The 15,372-nt window shown below is 75.1% G+C and carries 16 protein-coding genes; 7 read left to right on the top strand and 9 right to left on the bottom strand.

The features are described from left to right. Nucleotides 1–26: 26 nt before the first annotated feature. Both WAB14_RS09035 and WAB14_RS09030 read right to left on the bottom strand, forming a co-directional pair. Nucleotides 27–1,544: an alpha/beta fold hydrolase gene (locus WAB14_RS09035; RefSeq protein ID WP_340269256.1), complete on the bottom strand. Its 1,518-nt coding sequence runs from the start codon at nucleotides 1,542–1,544 to the stop codon at nucleotides 27–29. After that, a complete protein-coding gene (locus WAB14_RS09030) occupies nucleotides 1,541–1,738 on the bottom strand; it encodes a hypothetical protein (protein WP_340269255.1) in 198 nt (65 codons plus the stop codon). Before WAB14_RS09030 ends, WAB14_RS09035 begins: the two co-directional genes overlap by 4 nt. A gap of 142 nt (nucleotides 1,739–1,880) precedes the next feature. Between WAB14_RS09030 and WAB14_RS09025 the strand changes: the two genes are divergently transcribed. The 3 genes from WAB14_RS09025 to purB are packed head-to-tail and all read left to right on the top strand — an operon-like array spanning nucleotide 1,881 to nucleotide 4,720. Beyond that, the gene (locus WAB14_RS09025) at nucleotides 1,881–2,432 is read left to right on the top strand and encodes a low molecular weight protein-tyrosine-phosphatase (protein WP_340269254.1); all 552 of its coding nucleotides are present in this window, start codon (nucleotides 1,881–1,883) and stop codon (nucleotides 2,430–2,432) included. A gap of 53 nt (nucleotides 2,433–2,485) precedes the next feature. Continuing rightward, nucleotides 2,486–3,238 carry a fructosamine kinase family protein gene (locus WAB14_RS09020; RefSeq protein WP_465251634.1) on the top strand — a complete coding sequence of 251 codons (753 nt, stop codon included), beginning with the start codon at nucleotides 2,486–2,488 and terminating at the stop codon, nucleotides 3,236–3,238. 3 nt (nucleotides 3,239–3,241) lie between these two features. Then, nucleotides 3,242–4,720 (top strand): adenylosuccinate lyase, encoded by a 1,479-nt coding sequence (gene purB / locus WAB14_RS09015; protein ID WP_377002645.1) that lies wholly within the window; start codon nucleotides 3,242–3,244, stop codon nucleotides 4,718–4,720. 106 nt (nucleotides 4,721–4,826) lie between these two features. Here purB and WAB14_RS09010 read toward each other — a convergent pair whose 3' ends face one another. The 4 genes from WAB14_RS09010 to WAB14_RS08995 all read right to left on the bottom strand — a co-directional run bounded on the left by WAB14_RS09010 (nucleotide 4,827) and on the right by WAB14_RS08995 (nucleotide 10,245). Beyond that, entirely contained in the window at nucleotides 4,827–5,726 is a 900-nt protein-coding gene (locus WAB14_RS09010; protein WP_340269251.1) for a hypothetical protein, read from the bottom strand. Between the two features lie 253 nt (nucleotides 5,727–5,979). Next, the gene (gene cls / locus WAB14_RS09005; RefSeq protein WP_377002809.1) at nucleotides 5,980–7,467 is read right to left on the bottom strand and encodes a cardiolipin synthase; all 1,488 of its coding nucleotides are present in this window, start codon (nucleotides 7,465–7,467) and stop codon (nucleotides 5,980–5,982) included. Nucleotides 7,468–7,559: 92 nt separating this feature from the next. Continuing rightward, nucleotides 7,560–8,873, bottom strand: coding sequence for a lycopene cyclase family protein (locus WAB14_RS09000; protein ID WP_340269249.1), 1,314 nt, complete (start codon nucleotides 8,871–8,873; stop codon nucleotides 7,560–7,562). A 22-nt stretch (nucleotides 8,874–8,895) separates the two neighbouring features. Continuing rightward, the gene (locus tag WAB14_RS08995; protein WP_340269248.1) at nucleotides 8,896–10,245 is read right to left on the bottom strand and encodes a hemolysin family protein; all 1,350 of its coding nucleotides are present in this window, start codon (nucleotides 10,243–10,245) and stop codon (nucleotides 8,896–8,898) included. Nucleotides 10,246–10,460: 215 nt separating this feature from the next. Here WAB14_RS08995 and WAB14_RS08990 point away from each other — a divergent pair, with 215 nt between their 5' ends. Beyond that, complete coding sequence (locus tag WAB14_RS08990; protein ID WP_340269247.1) at nucleotides 10,461–10,841, top strand: GntR family transcriptional regulator; 381 nt, start codon at nucleotides 10,461–10,463, stop codon at nucleotides 10,839–10,841. Between the two features lie 7 nt (nucleotides 10,842–10,848). Here the strand turns inward: WAB14_RS08990 and WAB14_RS08985 are convergent, their stop codons facing one another. Both WAB14_RS08985 and WAB14_RS08980 read right to left on the bottom strand, forming a co-directional pair. Next, the gene (locus WAB14_RS08985) at nucleotides 10,849–12,393 is read right to left on the bottom strand and encodes a multicopper oxidase family protein (protein ID WP_340269246.1); all 1,545 of its coding nucleotides are present in this window, start codon (nucleotides 12,391–12,393) and stop codon (nucleotides 10,849–10,851) included. An 81-nt stretch (nucleotides 12,394–12,474) separates the two neighbouring features. Continuing rightward, nucleotides 12,475–13,560 (bottom strand): DMT family transporter, encoded by a 1,086-nt coding sequence (locus tag WAB14_RS08980; RefSeq protein WP_340269245.1) that lies wholly within the window; start codon nucleotides 13,558–13,560, stop codon nucleotides 12,475–12,477. Between the two features lie 102 nt (nucleotides 13,561–13,662). Between WAB14_RS08980 and WAB14_RS08975 the strand changes: the two genes are divergently transcribed. The 3 genes from WAB14_RS08975 (at nucleotide 13,663) to WAB14_RS08965 (ending at nucleotide 14,857) form a co-directional block, all read left to right on the top strand. Continuing rightward, nucleotides 13,663–13,902: a type II toxin-antitoxin system VapB family antitoxin gene (locus WAB14_RS08975; protein ID WP_340269244.1), complete on the top strand. Its 240-nt coding sequence runs from the start codon at nucleotides 13,663–13,665 to the stop codon at nucleotides 13,900–13,902. Next, nucleotides 13,899–14,333 carry a type II toxin-antitoxin system VapC family toxin gene (locus tag WAB14_RS08970; RefSeq protein ID WP_340269243.1) on the top strand — a complete coding sequence of 145 codons (435 nt, stop codon included), beginning with the start codon at nucleotides 13,899–13,901 and terminating at the stop codon, nucleotides 14,331–14,333. The genes WAB14_RS08975 and WAB14_RS08970 overlap by 4 nt, the downstream gene beginning before the upstream one ends. 77 nt (nucleotides 14,334–14,410) lie before the next feature. Continuing rightward, the gene (locus WAB14_RS08965; RefSeq protein WP_340269242.1) at nucleotides 14,411–14,857 is read left to right on the top strand and encodes an SRPBCC family protein; all 447 of its coding nucleotides are present in this window, start codon (nucleotides 14,411–14,413) and stop codon (nucleotides 14,855–14,857) included. 21 nt (nucleotides 14,858–14,878) lie between these two features. Here the strand turns inward: WAB14_RS08965 and WAB14_RS08960 are convergent, their stop codons facing one another. After that, nucleotides 14,879–15,280 carry a TIGR03618 family F420-dependent PPOX class oxidoreductase gene (locus WAB14_RS08960; protein ID WP_340269642.1) on the bottom strand — a complete coding sequence of 134 codons (402 nt, stop codon included), beginning with the start codon at nucleotides 15,278–15,280 and terminating at the stop codon, nucleotides 14,879–14,881. Nucleotides 15,281–15,372: the final 92 nt, after the last annotated feature.

The raw sequence follows: 15,372 nt of genomic DNA, 5'->3' as shown, positions 1-15,372 counted from the left end.
CACTGTAGGCGCGGTGTCGACGGGGGTCATCCGACCCCCTCCCCGCCCCCGCGGACCAGCCGGTAGCGGCGCGAGGTGCACGAGGCGCCGTCCCGGTCGAGGAACGGCGCCAGTGCGGCACGGGCGTCGACGAGGGACGGGTGGTCGGAGGCGTCGACCCGCCGCGCCGTCTCGACGTAGGCGCCGGAGCTGTGGGCGGGGACGGCGTCGTGCCGCCACGGGCCGTCCGGTGCACGGGTCGTCACGCTCACCCGGTCGGGCAGGTCGGGGTGCACACGACCGTCGAGGCGCGGCACGAGGTCGTCGTGGTGCTCGATCGCCATCACCCGCACCCCGGTCGGGACGGGGCGCCCCGCGACGGGTGAGCCGGCCGTCACGACGTGGGTGACGGTGGCGTGGCGCCGCAGGAGCGGGTCGCCCGCGAGGTGGGCCGCGGTGAGACCGCCCTGGGAGTGCCCGACGAGGAGCACCGGCTGGCCCGGTCGAGCCCCCGCGTGCCGGAGGGCGGCCGCGGTGCCCGTGGTGACGGCGCTGCCCGCCCCGCCGACCAGGGCGAGGTTCGCCGCCATGTCCATCGGGGAGCCCTCGCCGTCGGAGTCCCACTCCTGGGTGCCGGGTACGTGGACCACCCACGCGACCTCGCCGTCCGCGCCGACGACCCGGTCGACGCGCACCTCGCCCCGTCCGGGCCTCACCGACCCGGGCGGGAGCGTGTCGTGACGTCCGGCACCCGGCTCGCGCCACGCCGCCACCGACTGCGAGCGCTCGAGCAGCTCCGCGACGCCCGCCGCGGGCCTGCCGGTCGACGGGCCGCCGGCGGGCGCGCAGGTCCGGACGCCGAGGTCGTGGACGGCGACGGACGTGTCGTCGTGCGCAGGCGGCAGCAGGCCCACCACCCGTCCGGCACCCACGACCAGTCGGGCCGCGGCCGGCACGTCCGCCACCCCCAGCAGGCCCGGCACGGAGCGCACGACGAGGTCGACCGGGCCGGCGCGCGCGACCGACGTGACACCGGCCCGTGCCGCCGCCACGGGCCCGTCTCCACGAACTGCGCCGACGACGAGGAGCCCGCCGCCCGCCTGGGCTGCGAGCGAGCCGAGCACGAGCCGACCACCCGGGGTCAGCACGGTCGCGACGACCGCACCGCGCACCACCGCGCCGACGGCGATCGGGACGCCCGTCATCAGGCGCTCCAGCGCCTGCTCGCGCCCGCGGTAGACGAGCGCGACCTGCGCGAGCGCGCCGGCCGCGACGGCGAGCGCGCGGGCCGCCTGCGCGAGGCGTTCCGCGGCGGCCGCGCCGGCAGCCGCGCTGCCGAGGAGGTCGAGGGCGACGACCGGGGCGAGGGGGGAGACGGGAGCGGTCAGCAGCACGGCCGCGGCGCGCCCCGCGCAGCGGGCCGCCTCCGCGAGCACGAGACCGACGAGGCGCCCACAGTCGCCGGCGCAGTCGGCGAGGACCGCGGCCGCGCGGTCGAGGTCGGGCAGGTGGGCGGTGACCCCGCCGGTGCCGCCCGTCACCGTGAGACCACCTGCGGCGCTCACCCGGCCTCCCGGGCCTTCGACGCGGCCCGTGCGACCCCGGCCTCGGCGTCGTCGAGGGCCGCGACGGCGGAACGCACCTCGGCAGCGCACGTCTCCGCCGCCGGCCCCTGCCAGGAGGTCGGCGGCGCTGCGGCCGCGCGCGCCGCCACCTCGGCGACGGCCGCTCCCAACCCCACCCACATGTCGTCCGGCACACGGCCAGCCTGCGGCCGACCCGGCTGCGCGCGGGCGGCGGTGGACCTGCGGCTGTGGACGACCGCCGCGCCGGTGCGGTTGTGAGGACGACGACGGCCGGCGGGGTGTCGCCGCGCGCCGTCGCGGGGCAGGATTGCGCCCATGCCGGGGCCGATGCGCGTGTGCTTCGTGTGCTCGGGCAACATCTGCCGCTCTCCGATGGGCGAGCTCGTGCTGTCCCACAAGGTGCAGGAGGCGGGCCTCGGGGACCTCGTGGCCGTGACGTCCGCCGGCACCGGCGACTGGCACATCGGCGAACGCGCTGACGATCGCACGCTGCGGGCCCTCGCCGCCCGCGGCTACGACGGCGGCGCCCACCGCGCGCGGCTCTTCGACCCCGCCTGGCTGCCCGAGCTCGACCTCGTCCTCGCTCTCGACCGGGGGCACATGCGCACCCTGCGCGGCTGGACGACGAGCGAGCACGACCGGCAGAAGGTGCGGCTGCTGCGGGCCTTCGACCCCGGCCTGGCGGAGGTCGCCGAGGCGGCGGCGCACGGCGCGGACATCGGGCGCAGCCTCGACGTGCCGGACCCCTACTACTCCGACCTCGACGCCTTCGACCTCGTCCTCGACCAGGTGGAGCGCGCGTGCGAGGGGCTCCTCGCGCACCTGTCGCGTCGCGTCGTGGACGTCCGGGACCGGGAGCACCGGTGAGCGTCGAGCCGGGCGGCGTCGGGGACGGGGTCCGCCTCGCCGACGACCCCGACCTGCTCGTCAAGCGGCGGGTCGACGCGCCGCCGGGCTACTTCGCGGTGGAGGCGGCGGGGCTGCGGTGGCTGCAGGTGCCCGGCGGCGTGCCGGTGGTCCGGCCGGTGGCCGTCCACGACGACGCCCTCGTCCTGCCGCGGCTGACGGAGGTCGCGCCGACGGCCGGGGCCGCGGAGGAGCTCGGCCGCCGCCTCGCCGTCACCCACGCCGCCGGCGCCCCGCACCTCGGCAGCCCACCGGCCGGGTGGGAGGGCGACGGCTACATCGGCCCCCTCGTGCTGCCGCTGCGCGCCGGGACCGACTGGGCCCCGTGGTACGCCGAGCACCGGCTCCTGCCGTACCTGCGGCTGGCTCACGACACCGGCGCCGTCACCGCGGAGCAGTCGGCGGTCGTCGGCCGGGTCCTCGACCGGCTCGTCGCCGACCCCGGCGCGGGAGGCGCGGCGGAGCCCGTGGCGCGGCTGCACGGGGACCTGTGGAACGGCAACGTCCTGTGGACCGCAGAGGGCGTCGTGCTGGTCGACCCCGCCGCCCACGGCGGGCACCGCGAGACCGACCTCGCGATGCTCGCGCTCTTCGACCTGCCCCACCTGACCCGGGTGCTCGCCGCGTACGACGAGGCAGCTCCCCTGGCCGAGGGCTGGCAGGAGCGCGTCGGCCTCCACCAGCTGCACCCGCTGCTCGTGCACGCCGCCCTCTTCGGCGGCGGGTACGGCAGCCAGGCCGCGGAGGTGGCGGCCCGGTACGCGTGAGGCATGCGCGAGGATGACGCCGTGACCGATCAGCCCGCCGTCTCCCGCACGTCCGCCAGGGTCGCCGCCGACCTCGGTGAGGTCACCCTCAGCCCGCTGGACGGCCGCTACCGGCCCGCCGTCGAGGGGCTGCTCGAGCACCTCTCGGAGCCGGCGCTCAACCGCGAGCGCCTCCGCATCGAGGTGGCGTGGCTGCTCCACCTCACGAAGCGCCAGGTGCTCCCGGGCGTGCGGCGGCTCCGCGACGACGAGGTCCACCGCCTCCACGGCATCGCCGCCGCCTTCGACGCCGACACCGTCCTCGAGCTCAAGGACATCGAGAAGGTGACGGTCCACGACGTCAAGGCCGTCGAGTACCTCCTCAAGCAGCGCATGGCGGGCACCTCGCTGGAGGACCTGTCGGAGGTCGTCCACTTCGCGTGCACGAGCGAGGACGTCAACAACCTCGCCTACGCGCGCCTCGTGCAACGGGCTGTGCGGGAGGTGTGGCTGCCGGCCGCGGGCGCGCTCGTCGAGCAGCTCGGCGGCATGGCCCGCCAGTACCGCTCGGTGCCGATGCTGTCCCGCACGCACGGGCAGCCGGCGACCCCGACGACGATGGGCAAGGAGCTCGCCGTCCTCGCCCACCGGCTGCAGCGACAGCTGTCGCGCGTGCGCTCCGCCGACTACCTCGGCAAGATCAACGGGGCGACGGGCACGTACGCCGCGCACGTGGTCGCGGCCCCCGAGGCGGACTGGGAGGACGTCGCCCGGGACTTCGTCGAGGGCCTCGGCCTCACGTGGAACCCCCTGACGACGCAGATCGAGTCCCACGACTGGCAGGCGGAGCTGTACGCCGACATCGCGCGCTTCAACCGGGTGCTGCACAACCTCTGCACCGACGTGTGGACGTACATCTCCCAGGGCTACTTCACGCAGCTGACCACCGCCGGCTCCGTCGGGTCCAGCACCATGCCGCACAAGGTCAACCCCATCCGGTTCGAGAACGCCGAGGCGAACCTCGAGCTGTCGAACGCCCTCCTCGACGTGCTGCAGCAGACGCTCGTCACGAGCCGCCTCCAGCGCGACCTCACCGACTCCACCACCCAGCGCAACATCGGCGTGGGCCTGGGGCACTCGCTCGTCGCGATCGACAACGTCCGCCGCGGCCTCACGAGCCTCGACGTCGACGGGGCCGTCCTCGACCGCGACCTCGAAGGGGCGTGGGAGGTCCTCGGCGAGGCCGTGCAGACCGTCATGCGCCTGCACGGGCTGCCGAACCCCTACGAGCGCCTCAAGGAGCTGACCCGGGGTCGCCGGGTCGACGCCGCCGCCATGGCGGAGTTCGTGCGGGGCCTCGGTCTGCCCGAGGACACCGAGAAGCGCCTCCTCGCGCTCACCCCCCAGTCGTACACGGGCCTCGCCGACCGGCTCGTCGACCACGTCGAGCCGGCGTGGCACCCGAGCGCGGACGGGCTGGAGGACGTCGACCTCGTGCCGTGACGGCCGGACCGGCACCCGGGCCGCCGAAGGGCTCCGAGGGAGTCGTTTCTGTCGTCGAATGGGCGAATCGGGCGCACCAAGCGCTCCGAGGGAGTCGTTCCTGTCGTCACAGGACGGTGCGGACCGCCCGTGGGATCGTGAGGGCGTCCGTCGTGTCCCGCCACGTCACCCTCAGCATGTCGTGCCCCGTGCCGACCACATCGTTCTGCCGCGAGCGGTCGTGGTACGCCGCCTCGACGGTGCCGTGGACCACTCGCCCGTCGGCCTCGACGACGAGGAGGCCGGTCCTGCCACGCGAGCGACGCGACCACGCGAGGTCCGCCCGCGCGACGAAGCGCCCGTCGGAGGCGCGGATGACCACCTGCAGGTCGTCAGGGGGCACCAGACCGTCGATGCACCTCAGACGCACGCGGCTCTCCAGGACGGACTCCGCCCTGCCGTCCGCGAGGGCCCAGATGTCCGCCACACCGGCACTGCCCGGGAGCCCGTCCGCCTGCGCCCGCGCCGTCAGGAGGTCGCCGGGCAGCAGCAGCCGCTTGTGCAGCGCGGAGTCGCACACGGCGAGCGCGGAGAGCCGGTCGCCGTCCAGGACCAGGTCGCGGACGGTGCGCAGTGCCGTGGTCACCGGGATGCCGCGGAGCAGCGTGACGTCGCCGTCACCGATCTCACGTCGTCGCGGGGCGAGGTCCGGACGCGCTCGGAGCGCTCGTCGTCGCGGCACCGTCACCTCCACGGTCTCGGCCGTCGCGCCTTCGATGCCCCACAGGCGGGCCGCGCTCGCTCCCGAGACGACGACGCCCGGCATCGTGAGCGAGACGGCTCGAGCCTGGACCCACGGGTCCTGCACGTTCCTCACGAGATCGAGCAGGTAGGCGTTCCGGCGGATGCGCACCCACCTGCCCAGGCGGAGCTGGGTGCGGAGCCGCGACACCGTGACGCCGTGATCGTGGAGCTGCTGGCCGGTGACGACGCCGTCCTGGACGGCAGCGAGAGCCTCGAGAGCCATCCCTCGACCGTGGGCACGGCGCCCTCCCGACGGAAGACGGCCGCTTCCCTGTGTATGACGCCGGCGACCTGTGGACGACGGCCGCCAGGGGGCACCACAACGACTCCCTCGGAGCCGTGACGGCCCTGAGCGGCCCCGACGCACGACCGTAACGACTCCCTCGGAGCCCTGAGGGCCCGAAAGACCTCCCGCCCACGACAGAAACGACTCCCTCGGAGCCTGCGGAAGCCCTGAGCGCGCAAGCGGGCGCGCGCTACTGCAGCGCCGACGTGAGCCGGGAGACGTTGTCGAGGAGCACCTCGCGCCGCGAGCGCCCCACCCAGTCCTCGAGCTGCAGCTCGGTGGAGACGGCCCGGTAGCCGTCCTCGACCCGGCGCAGCTCGTCGCAGAACGAGCGGCCGTGCACGAGCAGGGTCGCCTCGAGGTCGAGGCTGAAGGACCGCATGTCGAGGTTGGACGAGCCGACCACGGCGACGTCGTCGTCGACCGTCATGTGCTTGGCGTGGAGCACGTAGGGGGCCGGGTAGCGGTGGATGCGGACCCCTGAGCGCAGCAGCTGCTCGTAGTACGAGCGCTGGGCGTGGTGCACGAGCAGCTGGTCGCCCTCCTGCGGCACGAACAGCTCGACGTCGACGCCGCGCAGCGCCGCGGCGGTCACCGCGTACAGCAGCGACTCGTCCGGCACGAAGTAGGGGCTCGTGATGCTGACGCGGCGACGCGCCGCGTAGAGCAGCGCGTTGAACAGCCGGAGGTTGTTCTCGTAGTCGAAGCCCGGCCCGCTCGGCACGACCTGGCACGACAGCGGACCGGCCTCCTCCGCGAGCAGCTCGGCGTCGCTCGCGCTGCCCACCCCGCCCGGCAGCGCGTCCGGGGTCTCGACGTCGAGCAGGTCGTCTGTCTCGCTGAACCAGTCGGTGGCGAAGACGGCGTCGAGCTCCTGCACGACCGGCCCGCGCACCCGCACCATGAGGTCCTGCCAGCGCAGGCCGCGCCGGATGTTCGCACGGCGGTTGTACGTGCGGTCGACGAGGTTCTGCGAGCCGATCCAGCCCACTCGACCGTCGACGACGACGATCTTGCGGTGGTTGCGGAGGTCGGGGCGCTGGTAACGACCGAACCACGGCTGCACCGGGAGCATGAGCCGGTACGGCACCCCGGCCTCGTCGAGCCGGCGAAGCGTGCGCCGGTACCCCGGGGAGCGCCAGGAGCCGACGTGGTCGAGCAGCACCCGCACGGTGACACCCCGCCGGACGGCGTCGTCGAGGGCGTCGAAGAAGGGGGCCGTCGTGTCGTCGAGGGAGAGGATGTAGAACTCGACGTGGACGAAGTCCTGCGCCGCGGCCACGTCGGCGGTCATCGCCGCGATGGTCGCCTCGTAGCCGGTCCAGATGCGCGCGTCGTTGCCCTTGAGCATCGGCATGGCGCCGATGCTCTGGTTGAGCCGCACGACGGGGTCGAGCCAGTCCGGCCCGGGGACGCGGTCGAGGCCGATGCCGTGCTCACGGGTGCGCTGGGTGATCAACCGGTCGACGTCGACCTGCTTGTCCCGCCGCGCCTTCGGCAGCCTCGGGCTGCCGATGAGGAAGAACGCGACGAGCCCCACGAGCGGCACGAGCAGGATCGTGAGGATCCACGCGGTCGCCGACGACGGCCGCCGGTCCTTCGGCACGACGACGAACATCGTGAGGAGCGCGAGGACGCCGAGCACCGCGAGCCCGAGGCCCCCGATGGTGAGGAGCACGTCGCCGACGTCCCAGCCGTCGTCGCCCGGGCCCTCCCGGAGGCCGTCGACGACGGCGGCGACCTGCCGGACGACCGCGTCGAGGAACCCGCTCACGAGCGGAGCACGGGCGGCGCGGGCACGGGCGGCGCCGGGACGGGCGGTGGGGACGGTGGCCGCCGACGCCGGACGGTGCGGGCCACGCGGGCGCGCGCGTCCTGGGCCGCCGCGCGCGTCATCGGCAGCGTCGGCGCCCCCGACATGACGGCGACCTCCTCCGCGGGACTCGTGAGGCCGTCGAGGAAGCGGAGGACCTGACCGGCGGGGCGGCGCTCGAAGAGGTCGACGAAGAAGCGCGGACCGGCGACGAGCCCGGCGTCGAGGGCCCGCAGCTGGACGGCGTCGATCCAGCGGTGCCGGCGCGGGTAGGGCGCGGGCAGGTGGAGGCGACCGGGACGACCGAGCCCACCCGCGCCGACGAGGCCCGCCACGGCGCGCGCGTCGCGCAGCATCGCCGCGAACGTGTAGCCCGTCGAGCCGCGGGTCGCGCCGCCCGCGGTCCCGATGCGGAGGACCCGGTCACCGGCGCGGCGGGCGAAGCGGGCGTCCGTCATGGGGATCGCGCCGGTCTCCACGTGGTCGGGCACGACGGCGGGGTCGACCCCGAGCAGACCGAGGTAGTCCCGCAGGGCGCGGTCGTAGCCGGCGTCGTCGAGGCGCTCCGGGGAGAACTCCGTGTACTCCGCGAGCGAGCGCCCGTCGGGCAGAGGCAGGACGTAGCCGAAGGAGAGGCCGCGCGCCGGCTGAGGCGTCCGGAAGTCCATGAGGTCGACGGCGCCGTCCGCGCCGGCCGGCCGGTCGGCGACCGCCCCCGCCGGCAGGGTCCAGCCGCGGAAGTGCTGCCACCAGAACACCGAGCCGGGCCTCACCGGCCGCGCGGGCCGGGAGTCGAGGACCAGCGACGCGCGGATGTGGTCGCCGTCGGCGAGGTCGACCCGCGCCCGGCCCGGCCCGTCGTCGGCCACCGAGGTGGCGGTGGTCGCGACGTGGTCGACGAGGAGGCCGGGCGCCCTCGCCACCTGCTCCGCGACGTGCTCCTCGAGGTCGTCGCTGCGCACGAGGCGGTAGCGCAGGGGGTCGAGGTCGAGGACGAGGTCCCGCGCGCCGTCCCGGACGCGGACGTGGCGCCACGACGCGTGCACGACCGGCGACAGCAGCGGGTCGGCGACCCCCCACGAGCACCACGTGCGGTGCCGGGCCGGGTGGTCGCCCGCTGGGACCGGGTCGACGACGACCACCCGCAGCGGGCGCGGGAGCCGGCCGGCGAGGTCGGCTCCGGCGAGCGCGAGCAGGACGCACCGGGCCGCGCCCCCGCCCCCGGTCAGCACGAGGTCGGCGGTGTCGCCACCGGACCGGGCAGGGGTCACGCGGCCCAGTATCGCGGGGCGCTCAGTCGTGGCGCTCGTCGGTGCCCGCCGCGTCGGGGTCGTCGGGGCTGTCGGGCTCGTCGGGGTCGGCCGCCACGGGCAGCGCGCGCACCCTCGAGACCCGTCGCCCGTCCATCTCGACCACGCGCAGCTCGTGGGTGCCGGCGTCGACGGTGTCGCCGACCTCGGGCACCCGGCCGAGGCGGTCGAGCACGAACCCGCCGACGGTCTCGAACCCCTCGCCCGGCAGCTCGAGGCCGTCGACGTGCTCGCCGACGTCGTCGACGTGGAGGAGCCCGTCGACCTCGACGACGCCCTCCGGCAGCCGGGGGCCGGCGTCGTCGGGCGGGTCGTACTCGTCGCGGATGTCACCGAGCACCTCCTCGACGAGGTCCTCGAGCGTGACGATGCCGGCGTTGCCGCCGTACTCGTCGACGACGACGGCGAGGTGGACGTGCGCGCGGCGCATCGTGCTCATGGCCCCGAGCACCGGCAGGCTCTCGGGCAGGACGGGCACGCGGCGGACGATCTCGTCGAGCCCCCGGCCCCCGCCGCCCGCACGGACGGTGCCGTAGAGGTCGCGGACGTGGACGAAGCCGAGGACGTCGTCGACGTTCTCCCCGACGACGGGGTAGCGGGAGTGCGGTCGCCCGACGGCCTCGTCGAGCGCCTGCTCGACGGTGAGCGTGGCGGGCAGGACGGCGACCTCGGTGCGCGGCACGAGGACGTCCCGCACCGACTTGTCGGCGAGCTCGAGCGCCTCGCTGACGATGCGTCGCTCGACGGGGTCGAGGGCCTCGTGCTCACGGACGAGGGAGCGCAGCTCCTCCTCGCCCATCTCCTCGCGGCTGGCTGCGGGGTCGCCGCCCAGCATGCGCACCACGACGTCCGTCGCCTTGCCGAGGAACCAGATGACGGGCCGCAGCAGGCGGGCGACGAGGTCGAGGGGGCGCGCGACGAGCAGCGACAGCCCCTCGGCGCGCTGGAGCGCGAGCCGCTTGGGGGCGAGCTCCCCGAGCACGAGCGACAGGCCGGCGACGACGAGGGTGATGCCGACGAACGCGACGGTCCCCGCGGCGCCGGCGGACAACCCGAGCTGCTCGAGCCGCGGCGCGAGGACGGGCGCGATCGTCGCGGCACCGAAGGACGCGGAGAAGAAGCCGGTGACCGTGACGCCGACCTGCACCGCGGAGAGGAAGCGGTTGGGGTCCTCCGCGAGCTTCGCGACGGTCGCGCCGCGCCCGCCGCGGCGCCGGAGCCCGTCGATCTGCGACTCGCGCAGCGACACCAGGGCGATCTCGCTGCCGGCGAAGACCCCGCCGACGACGATGAAGAACAGGACGAGGAGCGCGTCGACGAGGACGCCGCTCACCGTGGGAGCCCGGCGGGGACGCCGCTATGTGAAGGCATGCCTCGATCGTACGGACGACGCGGGTCCCGCTCCGCACCGGAGACGGGCGCCGCGGTCGCGGTCAGAGGTCGACGGCGAGGTACTGGGTGTGGAGGAACTCGTGCATGCCTGCGGAGCCGCCCTCGCGGCCGAGCCCCGACTCGTGCGTCCCTCTGAGCGGAAACGCTCCCGGCGAGGTGGGCGCCGCGAGCGCCCGCGTCGCCGACCACCTGCGCACCGCGATCCCCGACGGGGAGCTGGGCCCGGGGGACCGGGTCCGCCAGGAGGACGTCGCCGCGCGGCTGGGTGCCGGCCGGCCGCCGGTGCGGGAGGCGCTGCGCCTGCTCGAGGCCGAGGGTCTCGTCCGGCACGAGCGCCACAAGGGCGCCCGCGTGCCGAGGCTGTCGCTCGCCGAGGTCGTCGTCATGTACCGGATGCGCGAGCAGGTCGAGCCGCGCGGCTGTGGAACGCGACCCAGCACTAGCACCGCGCGTACGTCCGGCGCGGGGGTCCCGGCCGGGTGGGTCGAGCTCGAGCAGCACGCGGAGCTCGTCGACCCGAGCGCCGCACCGCCCTGAGCGCCGCTCAGTGGTCGTGGGACGGGAAGATCGCGTCGTCGACGCTCGTGCCGACGGTGCCCGGATGGTCGGCGGCCGTCCCGGGCTCGACGACGACGAACTGGCCCATCATCCCGCGGTCGTGGTGGGCGAGGACGTGGCAGTGGAACATGTACGGCACGTCGGGATCGGTGTGGTCGCCGAAGCGGACGACGAGCTCGACCTCCGTGCCTGGGGCCACCCAGACGGTGTCCTTCCAGCCCCGCAGCACCGGCGGCGGGGCCTGCCCGTCGAGCGAGGCGACGACGAGACGGACGTCGTGGACGTGGAAGTTGTGGGGGATGCCGTCGTCGTTGCGCACGACCCACCGTTCGACGGCGCCGGCCTCGACGACGACGTCGACGCGCGAGAGGTCGTGGCCGTTGCCGTTGATCGCGTCGCCGGACAGGACCATCTCGCGCTCGCGGGTCGCGTCGTCCTCGTCGACGTCGGGCGCCGCGGCGAGGACCTGCGGCAGTGGCGGGGAGGCCACGAGCTCGTCGGCGGCGCGCAGTCGGAGCACGTCGAAGGCGTCCCGTGCCCCGACCAGCCGCGCGACCGGGGCGCTGACACCGAGGGCAGGCGGCCTGCTGCGCAGGTCGACGGTCTCCCCGGCCGACAGGCGGACGACGACCTCCGCCCGCTCCCCCGGCGTCAGCCGCAGGGAGTCGACCTCGACGGGCGCCGCCAGCAGACCGCCGTCGGTCGCGACGACGTGGAAGGGGCGCGCGTCGGACAGGACGAGGTCGTACACCCGCGCGGCGGAGGCGTTGACGAGGCGCAGGCGCACGGCCTCGGTGGTGACGTCGAGGACCGGGCCGACGGTGCCGTTGACCAGCAGCCGCGTGCCGAGCGGACCGACCGTCCCGCCGGTGCCCTGCTCGCGCCGCCGGCCGTCACCGGTGAGCCGGACGTCCTGCAGGAGCAGCGGGACGTCGTCGACGCCGTAGGTGTCGGGCAGGCCCTCCGGGGCGGCCTCGGGGTCGTCGAGGAGGAACGCGCCGAGGAGCCCGCGGGCCACGTGCGTCGCGGTGGAGCCGTGCGCGTGCGGGTGGTACCAGGTCGTGGCTGCGGGCTGGTCGACGGTCCACGTCGGCGTCCACGTCTCGCCCGGCTGCACCATGCGGTGCGGACCGCCGTCCATCCGCGCCGGCAGGTGCATGCCGTGCCAGTGCAGGTTCGTCGCCTCCGGCAGGTCGTTCGTGACCTCCACCCGCACCGTCTCCCCGCGCGCGGCGCGCAGGGTCGGCGCGAGGTAGGCCCCGTCGACGCCCCACGTCGGTGACTCCCCCTCGCCGGTGAAGCGGCTGCTGCCGGGCTGCATCGCGAGGTCGAAGACGCGGGTGCCGTCGGCCTCGACCCGGGACGGCGCGAGCGGCGGGACGTGCAGCGGCCGCTCGAACGCGACCTGGCCGACGGTGTCGGTGCGGGCGACCCACCAGCGCACGAGCACGCCGGCGCCGACGAGGACGAGGGGGACGGCGAGGCTCACGGCGACGGCGGCGACGAGGGCGCGGCGGGGGCGGGGGCTCATGGCTCCACGCTCGTCGCGCGGCGGTTTCCCCGGAATGGGGCGGCCGGGCGCTGGGGAGGTGGGGCCAGCCGGAGGAGGGACCTAGGGCCGACCGGCGCCCACCGGCTCACGTCGCACCGTCGGCGGGCCCGCGGGACCGGGCGGGGCGGGGCGTCGACGAGGCCGGCTGGCGGCCAGCGCGACGGCCACGAAGATCACGACGGCCGCGACGAGCTCGACGAGTCCGGGCCGGCCCGCGGCGGTGGGGAAGAGCTCGTCGATGGCGATGGAGCCGACGAGCTGGCCACCGGTGTTGCCGAGGCTCAGCAGGAGCACGCCGAGAGTCCGGACGAGGACGGCCCCGAGCAGGATGAACGACAGCCCGATCGGCCCCGACAGCCACAGCCACCACTGGTCGGGCAGCGGTCCGGGCGCCACCGTGCCGATCAGGAGGAGCCGGGCGAGCAGCAGCGCCGCGAGCCCGGCGGTGAAGTTGCCGAGTCCGGCGACCCACGGGGTCCGCGACCGTTGCGCGACCCGGCCGTTGACGGCCTGCTGGGCGGCCGTGAGTGCGCCCATCGGCAGGCACGCGAGCAGGACGACGGAGAAGAGCAGCACCGACGCGCCGCTCGCGATGCCGCCGTCGAGGCTGCCGGAGACACTGAACGCGACCCCGCCGACCGCGAGGACGCAGCCGATGACGCGCCGGGCGGTGTAGGGCCGGGCACCGCCGGGGGCGAGGCCGAAGCGGTCGACGAGCAGCCCGCCGACCGTGACGCCCGCGACGGTCGCGACGACGAAGACGGAGACGCCGAGGACCGGCACGGCGATGCCCTGCCCGGCGATGAAGGTGGCACCGCCGAGCCCGCCGAGCAGCATCCACCAGCGCAGCGACCCGTCGCGCAGCGCGTGCACCACCTCGGCCATGCCGTGGCGACCGCGCGCCTGGACGAGGGTGCCGACGAGGACGATGAGCCAGCCGACGGCGAAGGAGAGCACTGCGGCGTCGATGCCGGCCGCGACCGCGTCGTCCGCCGGTCCGCGCCACACCCACCACGCGTCCGGGCCGGTCGAGGGGGCGAAGCGGGGGGCGAGCTCACCGTTGACGCGGGACTGCGCGGCGACGAGCACGCCGACCGCGACGGTGCCGACGAGCCCGAGAAGGACCTGGCGGGTTCGTCGGCTCACCCAGCAATATTAGCCGGGCTAAGCAGATGCCTCCTGCTGAGACGGGCATGAGGTGGATCACAGCATCGTGCAGATGTCTGCGGGCAGCGTATGCTTCTCTGCATGCGGACGACTCTCAACCTCGACGACGACCTCGTCGGCCGCGCCAAGGCGGAGGCGTTGCGTTCGGGCCGCACCTTGACCTCCGTCATCGAGGACGCGCTGCGTGAGTCGCTGTCACGTGCGGCTGCAGGCGAGGGAACGGAGCGCTTCGAGCTCCGGCCGTTCTCTGGTGACGGGCTGCAGCCCGGGGTCGACCTCGACGACACGGCGTCCCTCCTCGATCTCATGGAGCGCGGGTGATCCTCCCGGACGTCAACGTCCTCGTCCGGGCGCTCCGCAGCGACGCACCGGACCACGCCCGCTACCGGCACTGGCTGGAGGAGACAGCGAGCGGGCCCGCACCCTTCGGCCTCGCCGACATCGTCCTCAGCGGGGTCCTGCGAGTCCTCACCCACCCGCGGGTCTTCTCGCCGCCCACCCCCTCGGAGCACGTGCTCGAGGAGCTGGGACGGCTGCGGGCGCTGCCGACGTGCGTCGTCGTCGCGCCGGGGCCGCGGCACTGGGACCTGTTCACGCGCCTGTGCCGGGATGCCGGCGCCCGGGGGAACCTCGTCCCCGACGCCTACCTTGCGGCGCTGGCCGTCGAGTCCGGCAGCGAGTGGGTGACGACGGACCGCGACTTCGCCCGCTTCCCCGGGCTGCGGTGGCGCCACCCCTTCCCGCCGGAGTGAGGCCCACGTCGCCCCACCGATGAGTCCCGTACCGGCGCAGCGTCTTCCCTGGCACACCCATCGACCAGGAGGACACCATGGCGACGCGCACCATCGAGCAGGAGATCGACGTGGCGGCCACGCCCGAGCAGGCGTGGGACGTGCTGACCGGCGACCTCACCTACCGGAAGTGGACTGCGGAGTTCGCGGAGGGGTCCTACGCCCGGACGGACTGGCGGGAGGGCAGCACGGTCCGCTTCCTCGGCCCCGACGGGACCGGGCTCGTCGGTCGTGTCGTCACGAGCCGCAGGCCGGAGCTCCTCGACGTCGAGTACACCGGCGTGGTGGGCGGTGGCGTCGACGACGTCGAGAGCGAACAGGCCCGCCTGTGGGCCGGCACGCACGAGACCTACCGCCTGACCGACGTGAGCGGCGCCACGCACGTCGCGATCTCCGCACCGATGGAGGACGCCTACTACGACGACATGGTGCAGGCGTGGGTCCGCGCCCTGGCCACGGTGAAGGAGCTCGCCGAGGCGCGGTGAGCAGGGTCCCCTTCGGTGGTGTCAGTCCCGCCGCGCGGCTCCCCAGCCGTGCCAGCGCTCGATCGTGAGGTGGCAGCTGACGCGCGGTCGGTCCCGTGTCGGGTAGTCGCGCCCGGTGTAGTGCCGCGACAGGCGGTCGATGTCCCGTAGGCCCTCGTCGTCGACGATGTCACCGACCCGGCCCTGCACGCTGACGTGGGTGTACCAGTCGTCGCTCGCGAGCGCGGTGAGCGAGACACGCGGGTCCCGCCGCAGGTGGTCGATGCGGGCGCGGCCGGCGTCGAGGCCGAGGAGGACCCGCCCGTCGTCCTCCACGAGGTACCAGGTGGCGACGGTGACGGGCCGGCCGTCCTTCGCGACCGTCGCCATGACGGCGGGGTTCGGCCGGCGCAGCAGCGCCATGACGTCGTCGGGCATGGGCATCTGTGGCACGGGTCCTCCTGGTCGTGGGGTGGCGGCGGGCGCTCGCGCAGCCACAACGACATCACGACCGTGGGTCGTCGGCGCTGCGGCGC

Source organism: Aquipuribacter nitratireducens, assembly GCF_037860835.1.
GTDB classification, from domain to species: Bacteria; Actinomycetota; Actinomycetes; order Actinomycetales; family JBBAYJ01; genus Aquipuribacter; species Aquipuribacter nitratireducens.
This window is presented reverse-complemented; position numbering and strand designations above follow the sequence as displayed.

Coding starts and splice junctions, on each gene's coding strand:
- WAB14_RS09010 (WP_340269251.1), bottom strand. CDS start 5,726: ATGGCTCTCGAGGCTCTCGCTGCCGTCCAGGACGGCGTCGTCACCGGC.
- WAB14_RS08965 (WP_340269242.1), top strand. CDS start 14,411: ATGGCGACGCGCACCATCGAGCAGGAGATCGACGTGGCGGCCACGCCC.
- WAB14_RS08985 (WP_340269246.1), bottom strand. CDS start 12,393: ATGAGCCCCCGCCCCCGCCGCGCCCTCGTCGCCGCCGTCGCCGTGAGC.
- WAB14_RS08975 (WP_340269244.1), top strand. CDS start 13,663: ATGCGGACGACTCTCAACCTCGACGACGACCTCGTCGGCCGCGCCAAG.
- WAB14_RS09025 (WP_340269254.1), top strand. CDS start 1,881: ATGCCGGGGCCGATGCGCGTGTGCTTCGTGTGCTCGGGCAACATCTGC.
- WAB14_RS08960 (WP_340269642.1), bottom strand. CDS start 15,280: ATGCCCATGCCCGACGACGTCATGGCGCTGCTGCGCCGGCCGAACCCC.
- purB (WP_377002645.1), top strand. CDS start 3,242: ATGCGCGAGGATGACGCCGTGACCGATCAGCCCGCCGTCTCCCGCACG.